This window comes from Flavobacterium sp. B330r, assembly GCF_056824325.1.
Genome location: NZ_CP124860.1, coordinates 2,554,778 through 2,569,747, shown reverse-complemented (window position 1 = coordinate 2,569,747; position 14,970 = coordinate 2,554,778). Strand labels below are relative to the sequence as shown.

The window sequence follows — 14,970 nt, the reverse complement described above, 5'->3', positions numbered from 1 at the left end:
ATCCGTTTCAAAGATTTAAAAGAAATAGTTTATTTTTGAAATATCAATTTAAAAATGACATGTTTAAAACCAGAAAAGAAATTGTTTTTGTAATTTTAGCAGGAATATTTATAACCAACGCCGTTGTGGCTGAGCTAATTGGGGGAAAGCTAATTCAAATTGGTCCTTTTGTGATGAGTATAGGAATTTTGCCTTGGCCAATTGTATTTCTTACAACCGATTTGATTAATGAATATTTTGGCGAAAAAGGAGTAAAAAAGCTTTCTTTCATTACAGCATGTCTGATTGCTTATGCTTTTCTGATACTTTTTATGGCAATTGTTATTCCCGCCGCAAAAGGAATCAGCCCTGTTAACGATCAGCAGTTTGAAGCTGTTTTTGGGCAAAGTATGTGGATTATCGTCGGAAGTTTAATTGCCTTTATGGCCTCTCAGCTGATTGACGTCTGGATATTTTGGTTTTTCAAAAACAGAACTGGCGAAAAGAAAATATGGCTAAGAGCAACTGGTTCTACTGTTATTTCGCAATTGTTTGATTCATTTATTGTTCTAGGAATTGCTTTTTGGCTTCCGGGAAAAATTGATTTTGACACTTTTATATCTTCAGGGTTAATAGGATATACTTTTAAATTAGCAATTGCTATTTTATTAACTCCCGCAATTTATTTAGGGCATCATCTGATTAAAAAATATTTAGACCAAGATCCTGCACACAAGGGATAAAAAAACATATTTAGGTCATGAAAAATAATTATTTACTTATTTTATTCTCTGTTACCTATTTCTTTTTCAGCTGTGGCAATGACGAAAAAAAACAGCCTAAAAAAGTCATTCAGTCTGTCAATAAGTTGACACCAGCAACTATGAAGATACCCCATAAAGTTTCTTCAAAAAACATCACCGCTCCAAAAGAGTTTGAATCAAAGAAAACTACTGCTCAAAAAAATCCTTTTTCACTTAAAAATCCGATAGAAGTAAACAAATTAAACTCTCAAGCGGAAAATACTGTTGTAAGTCCTCCAATCTCTGTAAAAAAAGAAGTCAATGAGGAATTATTGAATTTTGTTAATGTCCGTAAAATATTAGCAAAATGCAAAATGGGCCAGACGATGACTCAAAAACAGTTAACGGAACACTTTGAAATTCCCGAAGAAGCTGTCAAACTAGTAAAAAGCGTAACCAAAACGGCAGAAAATGAATTGGCCGTAAAATGGCAATCTACTTGGCTTGTTGAAAGAGTATCTGACGCAGAACTTGAAGACGGCAAAATGAAAGTAGTCTTTAAGGCCAATAAAATGTACACTTCTGGAAATGCAATTGGTATAAAATACAATCGAAAAATCTACACTAATTTAGTCATTGTTGGACGTTCTGCTTATATCCCGAGTGTAAAAGGATATAGCTGGCAAATAGGAAGATAGAAAAAGAAAAAAACTATTAAAAAGCAAAAAAAAATCATATTTACCTAAAAACCAACAAATTATAAAAAAATGTTAAATAAATACGAAAAAACTGATTTTAAAAGCTAGTTTTTCTTAAAAAAGATTTTACTTTTGTTAAAAAATTTAACAAACAAATCTACCAAAATGAAAAAACTAAGTATTTTTTTTGTGTCTGTATTGGCACTAGGATTATCAGTATCTTGCAGCAGTAATGACAGTGATAACGCGTCTCTTGAAGGGAAATGGGAAGTATACCAAGACGGAACTATTGTTGACGGAAAAGAAAAATTAACTCCAGTAGTTTACGAAGGAGGTTGCAACAAAGATGTTTTTGAAATTCAAGCAGGAGGAAAATTCATCGATCATTATTCTGAATACAGCAATTCAAAATGTAATGATTATTCTGAAAATGGAACTTGGACTAGAAAAGACAATACAATAACTGTTAAATATGACGGTGATACTTCTGTTGATAATGGAGAAATCTTAGTATTAAATAAAACAACTTTAAAAATTAAATATACATACAGTGTATCTGAAACATATGTAGTTGAGTTCAAACGCATATAATTTTTTTGAAACTTTTTTTAAACCTCAAGCCTTCAAGTTTGAGGTTTTTTTTTACATTTAAAATAAAAAGATGGAACCAATAAGATGCAGCTGGTGTTCTGCCAGCGATTTATATAAAAAATATCATGATGAAGAATGGGGCGTTCCTGTTTATGATGATCCTACTTTATTTGAATTTTTAATTTTAGAAACTTTTCAGGCTGGTTTAAGTTGGATTACAATTTTAAACAAAAGAGAAAACTTCAGAGCTGCTTTTGATTATTTCGATTATAAAAAAATAGCTCTTTACTCTGAAGATAAAATTGAAGAGCTAATGCAGAATACAGGAATTATTAGAAACAAACTAAAAATTAAGGCAGCGGTTTCTAATGCTCTCGCTTTTATGAAAGTCCAAGAGGAATTTGGTTCTTTCTCCGATTATATTTGGAAATATACTGATGGAAAACCGATTGTAAACCATCTAAAAAATTCAAAAGATGCCCCAGCTACTACTCCTCTTTCAGATGAAATCAGCAAAGATTTAAAAAAACGCGGATTTAAATTTGTTGGCTCGACAGTTATTTATGCACACATGCAGGCAACTGGAATGGTCAATGATCATGTGGAAGATTGCTTTACCCGAAAAAGAAAATAGTCTCTGTTTTCAGTCACAGTTTTCAGTTTTTTTGAACCTGAAACTTGAAACCTGAAACTTTTAAACAAAAATTACATATATTTGCTTCACACTTTAGGGGTGTCTACAAACTTGTAGGCTGAGATTTTACCCTCTGAACCTGATCTAGTTCATACTAGCGTAGGGAAAAGTAAGATGACTTCTGCACGCATTTCTATGCGTTCTTGTAGCCATTCCTAAGGTGTATCTATACACTAAACTCAAATAAGGAATGGAACTAAAAATCAATCAACAAACTAAAAAATTCAATGCTGAATCGCTAAGCGTTCAATCATTGCTCGATCTCGAAATTCCGCACAAACAAAACGGAATCGCTATTGCCGTCAACAATACTGTTGTTCCAAAAAACAAATGGAGCGAATTCTTCGTACAAGAAACTGACGAAATTTTAATTATTTCTGCAACGCAGGGAGGATGACATAAATTCCAATCTAAAAATTCCAAATTCCAATTATATACTGGATGCAGACGCACTGCGGTGCGTCTCTACAATTCACATTTTACATCTAACTTTTTACAATATACAAGATTATGACAACAGAAGAACAAATATCCAGAACCCCGTTTCCGAATTCTAAGAAAGTATATATCGATGGAGAAATTCATCCCATAAAAGTAGCAATGCGCGAAATTGGTTTAAGCGATACTAAACTTTCAAATGGCGGAATTGAGAAAAATCCACCCGTAACCGTTTATGACACTTCGGGCGCTTACACAGATCCAAATATTGAAATTGATATTAGAAAAGGATTGCCGAGATTAAGAGAACAATGGATTTTAGATCGAAATGATGTTGAAATCCTAAACGAAATCACCTCAGATTATGGCTTAAGCCGATTAAAAGATGAAAGTCTAAATCATCTTCGTTTTGAATATTTACATCAGCCAAAACGTGCTAAGAAAGGCGCGAATGTAACACAATTGTATTACGCCAAACAAGGCATTATTACTCCAGAAATGGAATATATTGCGATTCGTGAAAACCAGCGTATTGAACTTTTAAATGAGCAAACCAAAGCCATGCAATGCCAGCACGGTGGGAATAGTTTTGGTGCAAATACCCCAAAAAACAAAATCACTCCAGAATTTGTACGCTCTGAAGTTGCCTGCGGAAGGGCGATTATTCCAAACAACATCAACCATCCAGAAAGCGAACCTATGATTGTGGGACGTAATTTTTTGGTGAAAATAAATGCCAATATCGGAAATAGCGCCGTGACTTCAAGCATTGAAGAAGAGGTTGAAAAAGCCGTTTGGGCTTGCCGTTGGGGAGCTGACACTATAATGGATTTATCCACAGGAAAAAACATTCACGAAACCAGAGAATGGATTATTCGTAATTCTCCCGTACCAATTGGAACCGTTCCAATTTATCAGGCATTAGAAAAAGTAAAAGGAATTGCCGAAGATTTAACTTGGGAAATTTTCCGTGATACACTGATTGAACAAGCAGAACAAGGCGTTTCGTATTTTACTATTCACGCTGGGGTTTTACTTCGTTATATTCATTTAACTGCCAATCGTGTTACCGGAATCGTTTCACGAGGCGGATCTATCATGGCAAAGTGGTGTTTGTTTCATCATAAAGAAAACTTCCTTTACACGCATTTTGAAGAAATCTGCGAAATCATGAAACAATATGACGTTGCCTTTTCTTTGGGAGATGGTTTACGTCCAGGTTCGATTGCGGATGCGAATGACGCTGCACAATTTGCCGAATTAGAAACTTTGGGTGAATTGACAAAAATTGCTTGGAAACATGATGTTCAGGTTTTTATTGAAGGTCCAGGGCACGTACCAATGCACATGATTAAAGAAAACATGGACAAACAGCTGGAACATTGTCATGAAGCTCCATTTTATACTTTAGGCCCTTTAACTACGGATATTGCGCCAGGTTACGACCATATCACTTCGGCAATTGGGGCCGCTATGATTGGCTGGTACGGGTGTGCAATGTTGTGCTATGTTACACCGAAAGAACATTTAGGTCTACCGAATAAAAAAGATGTTAAAGATGGGGTAATCACTTATAAAATTTCTGCTCATGCTGCCGACTTAGCGAAAGGCCATCCGGGTGCGCAGTATCGCGATAACGCGTTGAGCAAAGCAAGATTTGAATTCCGTTGGGAAGATCAGTTTAATTTGGCCTTAGATCCAGATACAGCAAGAGAATTCCACGATGAAACACTTCCTGCTGATGGCGCAAAAGTAGCACACTTTTGCTCGATGTGCGGTCCTAAATTCTGTTCTATGAAAATATCTCAGGAAATTAGGGATGTTGCTGCAGCTGAAAAAGGAATGCAGGAGAAATCGGAAGAATTTATTGAACAGGGGAAAGAGATTTACATCTAAAAGAACATAGAGGAAAGATATGATTGTGATTACAAATCCTTTTTTTATTGAAGATGAAACTCAAATTCTTCATTCTTTATTGGAAGAAGGATTGTATTCGCTTCATATCCGCAAACCTGATTTTTCAGAATTAGAAATGGCAAAGTTCATTCATCAGATCAAATTAGAATTTCGGACTAATCTGGTTTTGCACAGTCATCATCAGTTAGCCGAAGATCTTGGCATTGAAAGATTTCATTTTTCTGAGAAAGATAGAAAAGAATTTCCTGCAAGGTTTCCAAAACCTTGTAGGTTTAAATGCGAATCAATTTCAACATCAACGCATTCCATCGAAGATTTCAATTCGTTAGAAACGAAATTTAATTATGCGTTCTTAAGTCCTGTTTTTAAAAGTATTTCTAAAGAAAATTATTCTCCTCAAAAAGATCTTTTTGAAGAAATAAAATCAAGAAAAAATCATAAAACAAAAATGGTTGCTTTGGGCGGAATTGATTCAGGAAACATTCAAAAAGCATTTGAAAATGGTTTTGATGATGTCGCACTTTTGGGAACTATTTGGAAAAATGAAAATCCGTTAAAACAATTTAAATTATGTCAGAAAATCGTCCATTCGCACTTACAATAGCAGGTTTAGATCCGTCTGGAGGCGCTGGAATTTTGGCTGACATCAAGACATTTGAACAGCATAAAGTGACTGGTTTTGCTATTTCTACAGCGAATACTATTCAAACTGAAAATCAGTTTTATGAAATTCAGTGGACTGATTTGAGTTTTGTAATTCGTTCGATCGAAACTTTGTTTTTAAATTATAAAATCAGCGTTGTGAAAATAGGAATTGTGTCTTCTTTACATGATTTAAACCAGATTCTTTCAATTATAAAACAGCTTTCTCCTTCAACAAAAATTGTTTGGGATCCTGTTTTGAAATCGACTACAAAATTTGAATTTATGAATATTGAAGATCAATTAGATTTAAATAAAATACTGTCAAAAATAGATTTGATTACACCGAACTATCATGAAGCTGAAATTTTATTTCCTGATTATATTTCTAAAAAAAATAGATTTTCAACGAACATTTTATTAAAAGGCGGACATAACGAAAAGGCACTAGGAACAGATCGTCTGTTTCTAAAAGATGAAGTATTAGAATTGCTTCCATCAGAAAAAAACTGCTTTGAAAAACATGGCTCAGGTTGTGTACTTTCTTCTGCCATTGCTTCGAATTTAGCTTTAAATCAGCCTGCAAAAGAAGCCTGTAAAAACGCTAAAATCTATATCGAAAATTACTTGAGCTCAACTACAACTTTAATAGGATATCACTATGTATAGCAAACTTCAATATATTTCGCAGGGCGAAACTATCGAAAATCAATTGTATAATATTCATAAAGCACTTGACGCTGGTTGCAATTGGATACAAATGCGTTTTAAAAACCAAACACAAAAAGATGCTTTCACTTTAGCGGAAGCGGTAAAATGTTTGTGCGAAAAGTACACCGCCAATTTTATTGTAAATGACGATTTACATCTTACCAAAGAAATAGACGCTTGTGGAGTTCACTTAGGGTTAACCGATACCAAAATCGACGAAGCAAGAGCAATTTTAGGCGCTACAAAAATTATCGGAGGAACTGCAAATACTTTTGAAGATATCGAAAATCATGTTAAAAATGGCTGTGATTATATTGGTTTAGGGCCTTTTCGCTTTACTGCCACAAAAGAAAAACTAAGTCCAATTTTAGGGCTATCAGGCTATTTCGATATTCTTCAAAAACTGAAAAAAAATAAAATCGACATTCCGGTTTATGCCATTGGAGGAATCACATTAAGAGATGTGAGTCCGTTAATGGAGACTGGAATTCATGGAATTGCCGTTTCTGGAATCATTACCGAAAGTGATGAGAAAGAAAAATTAATTCAACAACTAAACGAAAAATTACATGCAAACATCATTGTTTAATATAGGAGACAAAACCCTTCAATCCCGCTTGTTTCTTGGAACGGGAAAATTTGGTTCTAATGAAGAAATGGAAAGCGCTATTTTAGCTTCAGAAAGTGAATTGGTTACGGTTGCCTTAAAACGTATCGATCTGGAAACTGATACAGATGCTATTTTATCGCATTTAAATCATCCAAATATTAATTTATTACCCAACACTTCAGGAGCAAGAAATGCCAAGGAAGCTGTTTTTGCAGCACAACTGGCTCGTGAAGCTTTAGAAACAAACTGGGTAAAACTCGAAATTCATCCCGATCCGAAATATTTAATGCCAGATCCAATTGAGACTTTAAAAGCAACAGAAGAATTGGCTAAACTCGGCTTTATTGTACTTCCTTACATTCATGCTGATCCTGTTTTGTGCAAACATTTAGAAAGTGCAGGAACTTCTGCCGTTATGCCTTTGGGTTCGCCAATTGGAAGCAATAAAGGTTTAAAAACGATTGATTTCTTAGAGATTATAATTGAACAAAGTGCGGTTCCTGTTATTGTCGATGCAGGAATTGGAGCTCCTTCTGATGCCGCAAAAGCAATGGAAATTGGTGCCGATGCTGTTTTGGTAAATACTGCAATTGCTGTTGCAGGAAACCCGAAATTAATGGCTGAGGCTTTTAAGGAAGCTGTAATTGCAGGAAGAAAAGCCTTTGAAGCCAAAGTTGCCAATCAACAAAATTATGCTTCGGCTTCTAGCCCTTTGACTTCTTTTCTTTATGAGTAATTTTTGGTTTCACGCAGATTTCTGCAGATTAAAGCAGATTTAATTTGATTTTTTTTATCGCTCAAATCTGTATAAAACCAATACCTTAAAAAGAAAGAAAATTCTTTGATTTTGTTTTTTTTAATAAAATTTAAAGAATTATGACTGAGAATGAAATTTCGTATCTGATAAGAGGAGCAATTTTTAAAGTGTATAACAATTTAGGGCCAGGTTTGTTTGAATCTGTTTATGAAAGCGCTTTGTTTTATGAATTAGAAAAGCTGGATTTAAAGATTCAAAAACAAGTTGAAGTTATAATTCCATATGAAGAAATAACGTTAGATCCAGCTTTTAGAATTGATATTTTAGTAGAAGACAAAGTAATTATAGAATTAAAATCTGTAGAGGATTTAGCCCCTATTCATTACAAACAAGTAGCAACATACTTAAGATTAACAAACAAAAAATTAGGCTTGTTAGTAAATTTCAATACGACAAACATTCTTAATGACATTAAAAGAATTGCAAATAAAATCTAATCAATCACACAGATCAAAATTTAAATCATTTTAATCAGCTTAAATCTGTAAAATCTGCGTGAAACCAAAACAAAATGAAAACATTCAAATCTATTTTTGAGCAATATAATTGGGATGAAATCCAATCCAAGATATATAAAACCACGTCAAAAGATGTTGAACGCACTTTGGCCAAAACCAAATACAATCTTGATGATTTTTTAGTTCTAATTTCACCTATTGCTCAAAATTATTTAGAGCAAATGGCACAAAAATGCCATGAAATTACCAAGAAACGTTTCGGGAAAACCATCCAGATGTATGCCCCGCTTTACTTAAGCAACGAATGCCAAAACATTTGTACCTATTGCGGATTTAGTCTAGACAATAAAATCAAAAGAAAAACACTTTCTGATGCTGAGATAAAACTGGAAGTAGAAGCCCTAAAAAACACTGGCTTTGATCATGTTTTATTGGTTACAGGCGAGGCGAATTATACTGTAAACATCAATTATTTCTTGAATGCCATTAACTTAATCAAAAAAGATTTTTCGATTATTTCTGTTGAAGTGCAACCCCTTTCTACAGAAGATTACGAACGTTTACACAATGCTGGAGTATATTCGGTTTTGGTTTATCAGGAAACGTATCATCAGGAAGTTTACAAAAAGTATCATACAAAAGGGAAGAAATCAAACTTCGATTATCGATTAGAAACTCCAGATCGAATTGGAACTGCCGGAATTCACAAAATAGGTTTGGGCGTTTTATTAGGTTTGGAAGACTGGCGAACAGATAGTTTTTTTAATGCTTTGCATTTAGATTATCTGCAAAAAAAATATTGGCAAACGAAATATTCTGTTTCTTTTCCGCGTCTCCGTCCTGCTGAAGGCATTATCGAACCTAATTTTATTATGGATGATAAAGATTTGACACAACTTATCTGTGCTTACAGATTGTGGAATGAAGATTTAGAAATTTCGATTTCAACTCGCGAAAACGAAAAATTCAGAAACCACATTATTCCAATTGGGGTTACAAGTATGAGTGCTGGTTCTAAAACCAATCCGGGTGGTTATGTTGTAGATCCGCAATCTTTGGAACAATTTGAAATCAGCGATGAGCGCTCAGCAGAAGAAATTTCAAAAATCATTAAAAACGCGGGCTATGAACCCGTTTGGAAAGACTGGGACAAAGCTTATAGTTGAAATGTTTCAAGTTTCAAGTTTCAAGTTTCAGGTTTCAGGTTTCAGGTTTCAGGTTTGAAAACTTAACATTTTACAATTCACAATTCACAATTCACAATTCACAATTCACAATTCACAATTAAAAAATGAGTATTATCAAAGAATTCCTTCGTTACAACAGACAAACTATTCTGCCTGAAATTGGTGATGAGGGTCAGGAAAAATTAAAAAAAGCTAGAGTTTTAGTAATTGGCGCAGGAGGTTTGGGCTGTCCGATTTTACAATACATTGCAACTGCAGGAGTTGGTTTTATTGGAATCATGGATTTTGACATTATTGAAATTCACAATCTTCACAGACAGATTTTGTATACCGAAAATGAAATTGGTCAACATAAAGCAATTGTGGCAAAAGATGTAGTTTCAAAACTCAATCCGTTGATTGAAACTGTTGCAATTAATGAAAAACTAACTGCTGAAAATGCTTCAGAAATCATTCAGCAGTATGATATTGTTGTTGATGGTTCTGATAATTTTTCAACTCGCTATTTAGTCAATGATACTTGCATTGAGCACGGCAAACCTTTAGTTTACGGAAGTATTTTAAAATTTGAAGGGCAAATTGCGGTTTTCAATCATAACGGAAGTAAAAATCTTAGAGATTTATTTCCCGAAATGCCAGATCCAAAAGATGTTCCAAATTGCAATTTAAACGGTGTTTTGGGAACATTGCCAGGAATTATTGGCAACATGATGGCGCACGAAACCTTAAAATTAATTTTAGAATTACCAACTTTAAAAAATGAATTGGTCATTTTTAATACTCTAAATTGGAATTTTACAAAACTGAATTTCTAAAAAATAACCTCATCACCAACGCTAATAATTCCAGAATTCAAACTCACGATATTAGTCCCAAATAAAACCGAATTATCTACATTTCGGTATTTACTTAAAGTTTTCAAAGGTTCTTTTTTTAAACGCCCGTTTTCTGGATCATTGTTCACCATAACACATCTTCCACAGGGTTTTATATTTTTAAATTGAACTCCGCCTATCGCAAAAGTCTTAAAATCATCTTCTTCATGAGGATTTTCAGTGCTTACTACAATGTTGGGACGAAATCTTTTTATAGTAATTTTTTCATCGAGCCTCTCATTCAAAAAATCCAAGCTTTTGGATCCAATTAATAAATATGGATAACCGTCTGCCAAACTTACATTGAATGTTTCTTTTAACCTGGAACTTTCGTGCTTACGGGCTCCATTTTTAAGTATTTTAACCAATTTGCATTCAAAACCTAAATGCAGGCTAAACCATTTTGATGTTTCTAGATTTACCTCAACAACTTGGCTTTTATCATCCCACACATTTACTTCTATTGCATCTTCTAAACTTTCGTCAGTAGAGAATTCATGTTTTTGATCCTGAAACGTAATACTGATTTTTCCATTTGAGATCTGCGGATAAAACTGGCTCATAATGCGATGTTCTCTCTGCGTCAGCATTTGATTTTCTGCATCAATGAGCATCCAACGTCGATCGTTTTCAAATCCCATTTCTTCAGCTTTTGCAGACGCAAGGCTGATTCCTGCCAAACTCTTTATCGGATAAATATAAATTTCTTTTACGCTGTAAATTGCATTCATTTTCTATTTACTTTTTAAAATGGACATAAACTCTTCACGATCAATTTCGCGACAACCCAAACTATCCAAATGTGGATTATAAACCTGACAATCCAATAATTTATAATTCTCTTTTTCTAAATGATTTACTAGAGATATAAAAGCCACTTTAGAAGCATTTGACACTTTCGAAAACATACTTTCTCCACAGAAAATATGTCCCAAATCGACGCCATACAAACCTCCAACTAAAACATTGTCTTGCCAAACCTCAACCGATTTTGCAATTCCTTGACGATTAAGTTCACAATACGATTCTACTATATCATCTGAAATCCAAGTTCCGTCCTGGCCAATACGTTGTATTTTCTGGCAGTTCGAAATTACTTCTTTAAAATTGGTATTAAAGGTAACTGTAAATTGTTTTCTATTTAAAATATTCCGCATGCTTTTAGAAATAACTAATTCGTCTAAAAACAAAACCATACGAGGATCAGGTGCCCACCAAAGTATAGGCTCACCTTCATTAAACCAAGGAAAAATTCCTTTTTGGTACGCCAATTTTAAGCGTTCGGGACTCAAATCACCACCAACAGCCAAAATACCTTCTTCATCGGCTTCTGAAACGGGCGGAAAATATAAATTATCAAATAAGAAATACATTATTTAAATTTCAATGACAAAATTCTAATTAGAATTATTAATTCAAAAACAAAATTCCAAATCCCAAACTCACGTGAATGAATTGGAATTTGGAATTTATAATTTGGAATTTAAACCTTTTTTAGAACGGTAAATCGTCTGGTTCGTCTTCGTTTATACTTGTTGCTGGTGCAAAAGTTTCTGCAGCTGGCATTGGTGCTCCTTGTGCAGGCCCTTCTGGAGCTAATCTTTCGATTCTCCAACCTTGAATACTATTGAAATATCTAGTTTCTCCTTGTGGGTTAACCCATTCTCTTCCTCTTAAATTGATAGAAACTTTTACTGCATCTCCTTGTTTATAGCTACTCAATAAATCGCATTTATCTTGTGTAAATTCGATTAAAATATGTTGTGGATACTGCTCCTCAGTAGTAACAACTAACTCTCTTTTTTTGAATGAGGCACTAACTTGCTGCTCTGGGTTAACCACTTTTACTTTTCCTGTAACTTCCATCTTCGTCTATTTAATTATTGTTTCTATTTCTTTTTATTTTTTAGCTAAAAGTACTTTCCAAGCCGATTCTACATCGCCATTATCCAAGTATTTTTTGGCCTCTAAGTGTACTTTTTTCTGGTCGTCTGAGCTTAAAACTCCTTTGACTGCGAAATTTTCTTTCACAAATATAGTAACTTCTTCTTTTGTAGGCAAGGCTTCTATATTACCTAATTTTCCTAAATCATTTCCATCAAAAACATTGCTTTCTTTTACAAAATCTGGTATTGCATCTACTCCAACCCCTAGTGTTGTCAAGGGTTTTGCGACTTCAAAAAGTCCTTGATTAGATCTTGAATACCAATTATTTCCAAGTCTCGAAACTAAGTCAATTTTATGCTGATCGATTGCTCCATTTTCATCTAGAATCGATTCATCGATATGAATTTTCACCACTTCGCACAAAATCAGATTTCCTGCTCCACCTTCTGTTCCTAACGGAATAATCTGCGTAATCTTACACTCAAACTGAACGGGAGATTCTTTTACACGATATGGTTTTACTAAATCTGAAGGAATTTGGGTTAATCCCGCTTTAATAAATTCGTTTACTCCGTCTCCATATTCTGTGCTTGCTAAAGAAGTTTGCTGTACAATATCGTAATTTACAACATTTATCACTACTTCTCGAGTTGCTTCGGCATTAATTAAAGTATGTTTAATCGTATTATCGCGAACACGTCTTGATGGCGAAAAAACCAAAATTGGCGGATTGGCACTAAATACATTAAAGAAACTAAAGGGAGATAAATTTGGAATCCCTGTTTCGCTAATTGTACTTGCAAAAGCAATAGGCCTAGGTCCGATTGAACTCTGCAGATAGCCTTGCAATTTGGCCGTTGGAATTTCTTTTGGGTTAACGCTGATCATACTTTAAAATTTAGACAGAATCTCATTTTAGTAGCTACAAAAGTATTGAAATGGTTTAATTCGAAGAAATAGTTTTGCAGATAAAAACGAAAAATCTTTCCACATCGGCAAAATATAAAATGTGTATATTTCGTTATATTTATACCTCAAAAAAACTGATATGTCTTTTTCTGAAAGAACAAATACAACCCGCTGGATTATTATTTCGGTCTGTTTTATAATCATTTCTCTAATTCTTTGGAACACTTATACTTTCTTCCAAATTTTTAAAAATGAAGAACGCTTGAAAATGAACCTTTTTGTAAAGGCTCAAATTTCAATAGTTAATGCCGATGAAAATACGGATGTAGAGCTTCCTCTTCAGATTTTCAACAATAACACTTCAATTCCGGGTATAATAATGCTGTATGATAAAGTGGTGAGTGCGGTAAATGTTCCCGACGAAATTCTGAATGATAAGAAAAAAAGAATTGCTTTCTTGAATAAGCTGAAAAATGAAAATGAACCAATCACTTTCGAATATGCGCCAGGAAAATATCAGACGTTATATTATGGCAACTCTTCATTGCTAAATAAACTCAAATATTATCCAATTGCACTGCTTCTAATTATATTTTTATGTATTGCTTTAATTTACAACTTTTATAAAAGCACCAAAATGGCAACCCAGAACAAACTTTGGGCAGGGATGGCAAAAGAAACAGCGCATCAGATTGGCACACCACTTTCTTCATTAATTGGCTGGGTTGAAATATTAAAAACAGAAGATATTGATCCGTCTATTAGTATCGAAATCGAAAAAGATATCGAACGTTTACAGACTATTACAGATCGTTTTTCCAAGATTGGTTCGATACCCGTTTTAGAACTTCATGACATCGTACAAGAAACTAAAACTGCTTATGAATATCTACAATCTCGTTTTTCAAAGCAAGTCGCGTTTTCGTTTCAAGCTCCAAGCGAACCTATTTTAGCTATGATAAATCCAACACTACATAGCTGGACTATCGAAAATTTAGTTAAAAATGCTATTGATGCTATGAAAGGAAAAGGAACACTAGATCTTTATCTCGAACAAGATGCAAATCATGTAAAAATCAACATTAAAGATTCTGGAAGCGGAATTCCTAAAAAACAATTTAAAACTATTTTTGAAACTGGTTTCACCACTAAAAAACGTGGCTGGGGTCTTGGTCTTTCTTTAACTAAAAGAATTGTCGAGGAATATCACAATGGAAAAATAAAAGTCCTGCATTCTGAAATTGGGAAAGGAACTACTTTTCAGATTTCATTAAATAAAAAAGTGCAGTAATATTGCTGCACTTTTTTGTTTTCTATATAATTTTTCAGCTTTATATGGCTTCGACTCCGCTCAGCCTGACAAGCTTATTCTATTTGAATCTTATAAATTTGACTGAATATCTTTTGCTAAAGCTTCGAATTCTTCTTTTGAAAGAGAAACTTTATCAATAAAACGCATTTCATCCATATGATTTAACGGAATCAAATGTACGTGTGCATGGGGCACTTCAAGCCCAACAACTGCAATTCCGATTCTTTTGCATGGAACTGTTTTTTCTAATGCTGCGGCAATTCTTTTTGAGAATTTCATTAACCCTAAATACAGTTCTTCGTCCATATCAAAAATCTTATCGATTTCTTGTTTCGGAATGCAAAGTGTATGTCCTTTAGCATTTGGATTTACATCTAAAAATGCTAAATAGTTCTCGTCTTCAGCGATTTTGTATGCCGGAATTTCTCCGTTAACTATTTTAGTGAATATTGATGCCATGGTTTATTTGTGTAATCGGTTAAACGAATAAACGATTAACCAG

The 14,970-nt window shown here is 33.9% G+C and carries 19 protein-coding genes and 1 riboswitch; of the genes, 14 read left to right on the top strand and 5 right to left on the bottom strand.

Annotated features, from left to right (window positions below):
- Positions 1 to 59: 59 nt before the first annotated feature.
- The 13 genes from QLQ95_RS11555 (at position 60) to QLQ95_RS11495 (ending at position 10,300) form a co-directional block, all read left to right on the top strand.
- Positions 60 to 722: a queuosine precursor transporter gene (locus QLQ95_RS11555; RefSeq protein ID WP_095927957.1), complete on the top strand. Its 663-nt coding sequence runs from the start codon at positions 60 to 62 to the stop codon at positions 720 to 722.
- 17 nt (positions 723 to 739) lie between these two features.
- On the top strand, positions 740 to 1,420 hold the full coding sequence (locus QLQ95_RS11550; RefSeq protein ID WP_482503890.1) for a hypothetical protein: 681 nt from the start codon (positions 740 to 742) through the stop codon (positions 1,418 to 1,420).
- Positions 1,421 to 1,585: 165 nt separating this feature from the next.
- Positions 1,586 to 2,011 carry a lipocalin-like domain-containing protein gene (locus QLQ95_RS11545; protein ID WP_141248110.1) on the top strand — a complete coding sequence of 142 codons (426 nt, stop codon included), beginning with the start codon at positions 1,586 to 1,588 and terminating at the stop codon, positions 2,009 to 2,011.
- A gap of 70 nt (positions 2,012 to 2,081) precedes the next feature.
- On the top strand, positions 2,082 to 2,645 hold the full coding sequence (locus tag QLQ95_RS11540) for a DNA-3-methyladenine glycosylase I (protein WP_095927960.1): 564 nt from the start codon (positions 2,082 to 2,084) through the stop codon (positions 2,643 to 2,645).
- Positions 2,646 to 2,730: 85 nt separating this feature from the next.
- A riboswitch (TPP riboswitch) is annotated at positions 2,731 to 2,828 on the top strand.
- Between the two features lie 67 nt (positions 2,829 to 2,895).
- On the top strand, positions 2,896 to 3,102 hold the full coding sequence (gene thiS, locus QLQ95_RS11535) for a sulfur carrier protein ThiS (RefSeq protein ID WP_095927961.1): 207 nt from the start codon (positions 2,896 to 2,898) through the stop codon (positions 3,100 to 3,102).
- 113 nt (positions 3,103 to 3,215) lie between these two features.
- The gene (gene thiC / locus QLQ95_RS11530) at positions 3,216 to 5,039 is read left to right on the top strand and encodes a phosphomethylpyrimidine synthase ThiC (RefSeq protein ID WP_320493335.1); all 1,824 of its coding nucleotides are present in this window, start codon (positions 3,216 to 3,218) and stop codon (positions 5,037 to 5,039) included.
- 19 nt (positions 5,040 to 5,058) lie between these two features.
- Positions 5,059 to 5,664, top strand: a complete 606-nt coding sequence (locus QLQ95_RS11525; RefSeq protein WP_320493336.1) for a thiamine phosphate synthase — start codon at positions 5,059 to 5,061, stop codon at positions 5,662 to 5,664.
- Positions 5,631 to 6,371 carry a hydroxymethylpyrimidine/phosphomethylpyrimidine kinase gene (locus QLQ95_RS11520; protein WP_320493337.1) on the top strand — a complete coding sequence of 247 codons (741 nt, stop codon included), beginning with the start codon at positions 5,631 to 5,633 and terminating at the stop codon, positions 6,369 to 6,371. Before QLQ95_RS11525 ends, QLQ95_RS11520 begins: the two co-directional genes overlap by 34 nt.
- Entirely contained in the window at positions 6,364 to 7,002 is a 639-nt protein-coding gene (locus QLQ95_RS11515) for a thiamine phosphate synthase (protein ID WP_320493338.1), read from the top strand. Before QLQ95_RS11520 ends, QLQ95_RS11515 begins: the two co-directional genes overlap by 8 nt.
- On the top strand, positions 6,983 to 7,759 hold the full coding sequence (locus QLQ95_RS11510) for a thiazole synthase (protein ID WP_095927966.1): 777 nt from the start codon (positions 6,983 to 6,985) through the stop codon (positions 7,757 to 7,759). Before QLQ95_RS11515 ends, QLQ95_RS11510 begins: the two co-directional genes overlap by 20 nt.
- 140 nt (positions 7,760 to 7,899) lie before the next feature.
- Complete coding sequence (locus QLQ95_RS11505; protein WP_095927967.1) at positions 7,900 to 8,277, top strand: GxxExxY protein; 378 nt, start codon at positions 7,900 to 7,902, stop codon at positions 8,275 to 8,277.
- A 74-nt stretch (positions 8,278 to 8,351) separates the two neighbouring features.
- On the top strand, positions 8,352 to 9,464 hold the full coding sequence (gene thiH, locus QLQ95_RS11500) for a 2-iminoacetate synthase ThiH (protein WP_095927968.1): 1,113 nt from the start codon (positions 8,352 to 8,354) through the stop codon (positions 9,462 to 9,464).
- 125 nt (positions 9,465 to 9,589) lie between these two features.
- Positions 9,590 to 10,300 (top strand): HesA/MoeB/ThiF family protein, encoded by a 711-nt coding sequence (locus tag QLQ95_RS11495; protein ID WP_482503886.1) that lies wholly within the window; start codon positions 9,590 to 9,592, stop codon positions 10,298 to 10,300.
- Here QLQ95_RS11495 and QLQ95_RS11490 read toward each other — a convergent pair.
- The 4 genes from QLQ95_RS11490 to QLQ95_RS11475 form a co-directional block, all read right to left on the bottom strand.
- Positions 10,297 to 11,091: an MOSC domain-containing protein gene (locus QLQ95_RS11490; protein ID WP_482503884.1), complete on the bottom strand. Its 795-nt coding sequence runs from the start codon at positions 11,089 to 11,091 to the stop codon at positions 10,297 to 10,299. The two genes, QLQ95_RS11495 and QLQ95_RS11490, sit on opposite strands and share 4 nt — an antisense overlap.
- Positions 11,092 to 11,094: 3 nt before the next feature.
- Positions 11,095 to 11,733, bottom strand: a complete 639-nt coding sequence (gene aat, locus QLQ95_RS11485; protein ID WP_428238843.1) for a leucyl/phenylalanyl-tRNA--protein transferase — start codon at positions 11,731 to 11,733, stop codon at positions 11,095 to 11,097.
- A 121-nt stretch (positions 11,734 to 11,854) separates the two neighbouring features.
- Complete coding sequence (locus QLQ95_RS11480) at positions 11,855 to 12,226, bottom strand: DUF3127 domain-containing protein (protein ID WP_095927972.1); 372 nt, start codon at positions 12,224 to 12,226, stop codon at positions 11,855 to 11,857.
- 33 nt (positions 12,227 to 12,259) lie between these two features.
- Positions 12,260 to 13,135: a flavin reductase family protein gene (locus tag QLQ95_RS11475; RefSeq protein WP_428238842.1), complete on the bottom strand. Its 876-nt coding sequence runs from the start codon at positions 13,133 to 13,135 to the stop codon at positions 12,260 to 12,262.
- Positions 13,136 to 13,295: 160 nt separating this feature from the next.
- Here QLQ95_RS11475 and QLQ95_RS11470 point away from each other — a divergent pair, with 160 nt between their 5' ends.
- On the top strand, positions 13,296 to 14,447 hold the full coding sequence (locus QLQ95_RS11470) for a sensor histidine kinase (protein ID WP_095927974.1): 1,152 nt from the start codon (positions 13,296 to 13,298) through the stop codon (positions 14,445 to 14,447).
- A 90-nt stretch (positions 14,448 to 14,537) separates the two neighbouring features.
- On the opposite strand, the gene QLQ95_RS11465 is transcribed toward QLQ95_RS11470, so the two are convergent.
- Entirely contained in the window at positions 14,538 to 14,927 is a 390-nt protein-coding gene (locus QLQ95_RS11465) for an HIT family protein (RefSeq protein WP_095927975.1), read from the bottom strand.
- Positions 14,928 to 14,970: the final 43 nt, after the last annotated feature.

Coding starts and splice junctions, on each gene's coding strand:
- QLQ95_RS11555 (WP_095927957.1), top strand. CDS start 60: ATGTTTAAAACCAGAAAAGAAATTGTTTTTGTAATTTTAGCAGGAATA.
- QLQ95_RS11550 (WP_482503890.1), top strand. CDS start 740: ATGAAAAATAATTATTTACTTATTTTATTCTCTGTTACCTATTTCTTT.
- QLQ95_RS11545 (WP_141248110.1), top strand. CDS start 1,586: ATGAAAAAACTAAGTATTTTTTTTGTGTCTGTATTGGCACTAGGATTA.
- QLQ95_RS11540 (WP_095927960.1), top strand. CDS start 2,082: ATGGAACCAATAAGATGCAGCTGGTGTTCTGCCAGCGATTTATATAAA.
- thiS (WP_095927961.1), top strand. CDS start 2,896: ATGGAACTAAAAATCAATCAACAAACTAAAAAATTCAATGCTGAATCG.
- thiC (WP_320493335.1), top strand. CDS start 3,216: ATGACAACAGAAGAACAAATATCCAGAACCCCGTTTCCGAATTCTAAG.
- QLQ95_RS11525 (WP_320493336.1), top strand. CDS start 5,059: ATGATTGTGATTACAAATCCTTTTTTTATTGAAGATGAAACTCAAATT.
- QLQ95_RS11520 (WP_320493337.1), top strand. CDS start 5,631: ATGTCAGAAAATCGTCCATTCGCACTTACAATAGCAGGTTTAGATCCG.
- QLQ95_RS11515 (WP_320493338.1), top strand. CDS start 6,364: ATGTATAGCAAACTTCAATATATTTCGCAGGGCGAAACTATCGAAAAT.
- QLQ95_RS11510 (WP_095927966.1), top strand. CDS start 6,983: ATGCAAACATCATTGTTTAATATAGGAGACAAAACCCTTCAATCCCGC.
- QLQ95_RS11505 (WP_095927967.1), top strand. CDS start 7,900: ATGACTGAGAATGAAATTTCGTATCTGATAAGAGGAGCAATTTTTAAA.
- thiH (WP_095927968.1), top strand. CDS start 8,352: ATGAAAACATTCAAATCTATTTTTGAGCAATATAATTGGGATGAAATC.
- QLQ95_RS11495 (WP_482503886.1), top strand. CDS start 9,590: ATGAGTATTATCAAAGAATTCCTTCGTTACAACAGACAAACTATTCTG.
- QLQ95_RS11490 (WP_482503884.1), bottom strand. CDS start 11,091: ATGAATGCAATTTACAGCGTAAAAGAAATTTATATTTATCCGATAAAG.
- aat (WP_428238843.1), bottom strand. CDS start 11,733: ATGTATTTCTTATTTGATAATTTATATTTTCCGCCCGTTTCAGAAGCC.
- QLQ95_RS11480 (WP_095927972.1), bottom strand. CDS start 12,226: ATGGAAGTTACAGGAAAAGTAAAAGTGGTTAACCCAGAGCAGCAAGTT.
- QLQ95_RS11475 (WP_428238842.1), bottom strand. CDS start 13,135: ATGATCAGCGTTAACCCAAAAGAAATTCCAACGGCCAAATTGCAAGGC.
- QLQ95_RS11470 (WP_095927974.1), top strand. CDS start 13,296: ATGTCTTTTTCTGAAAGAACAAATACAACCCGCTGGATTATTATTTCG.
- QLQ95_RS11465 (WP_095927975.1), bottom strand. CDS start 14,927: ATGGCATCAATATTCACTAAAATAGTTAACGGAGAAATTCCGGCATAC.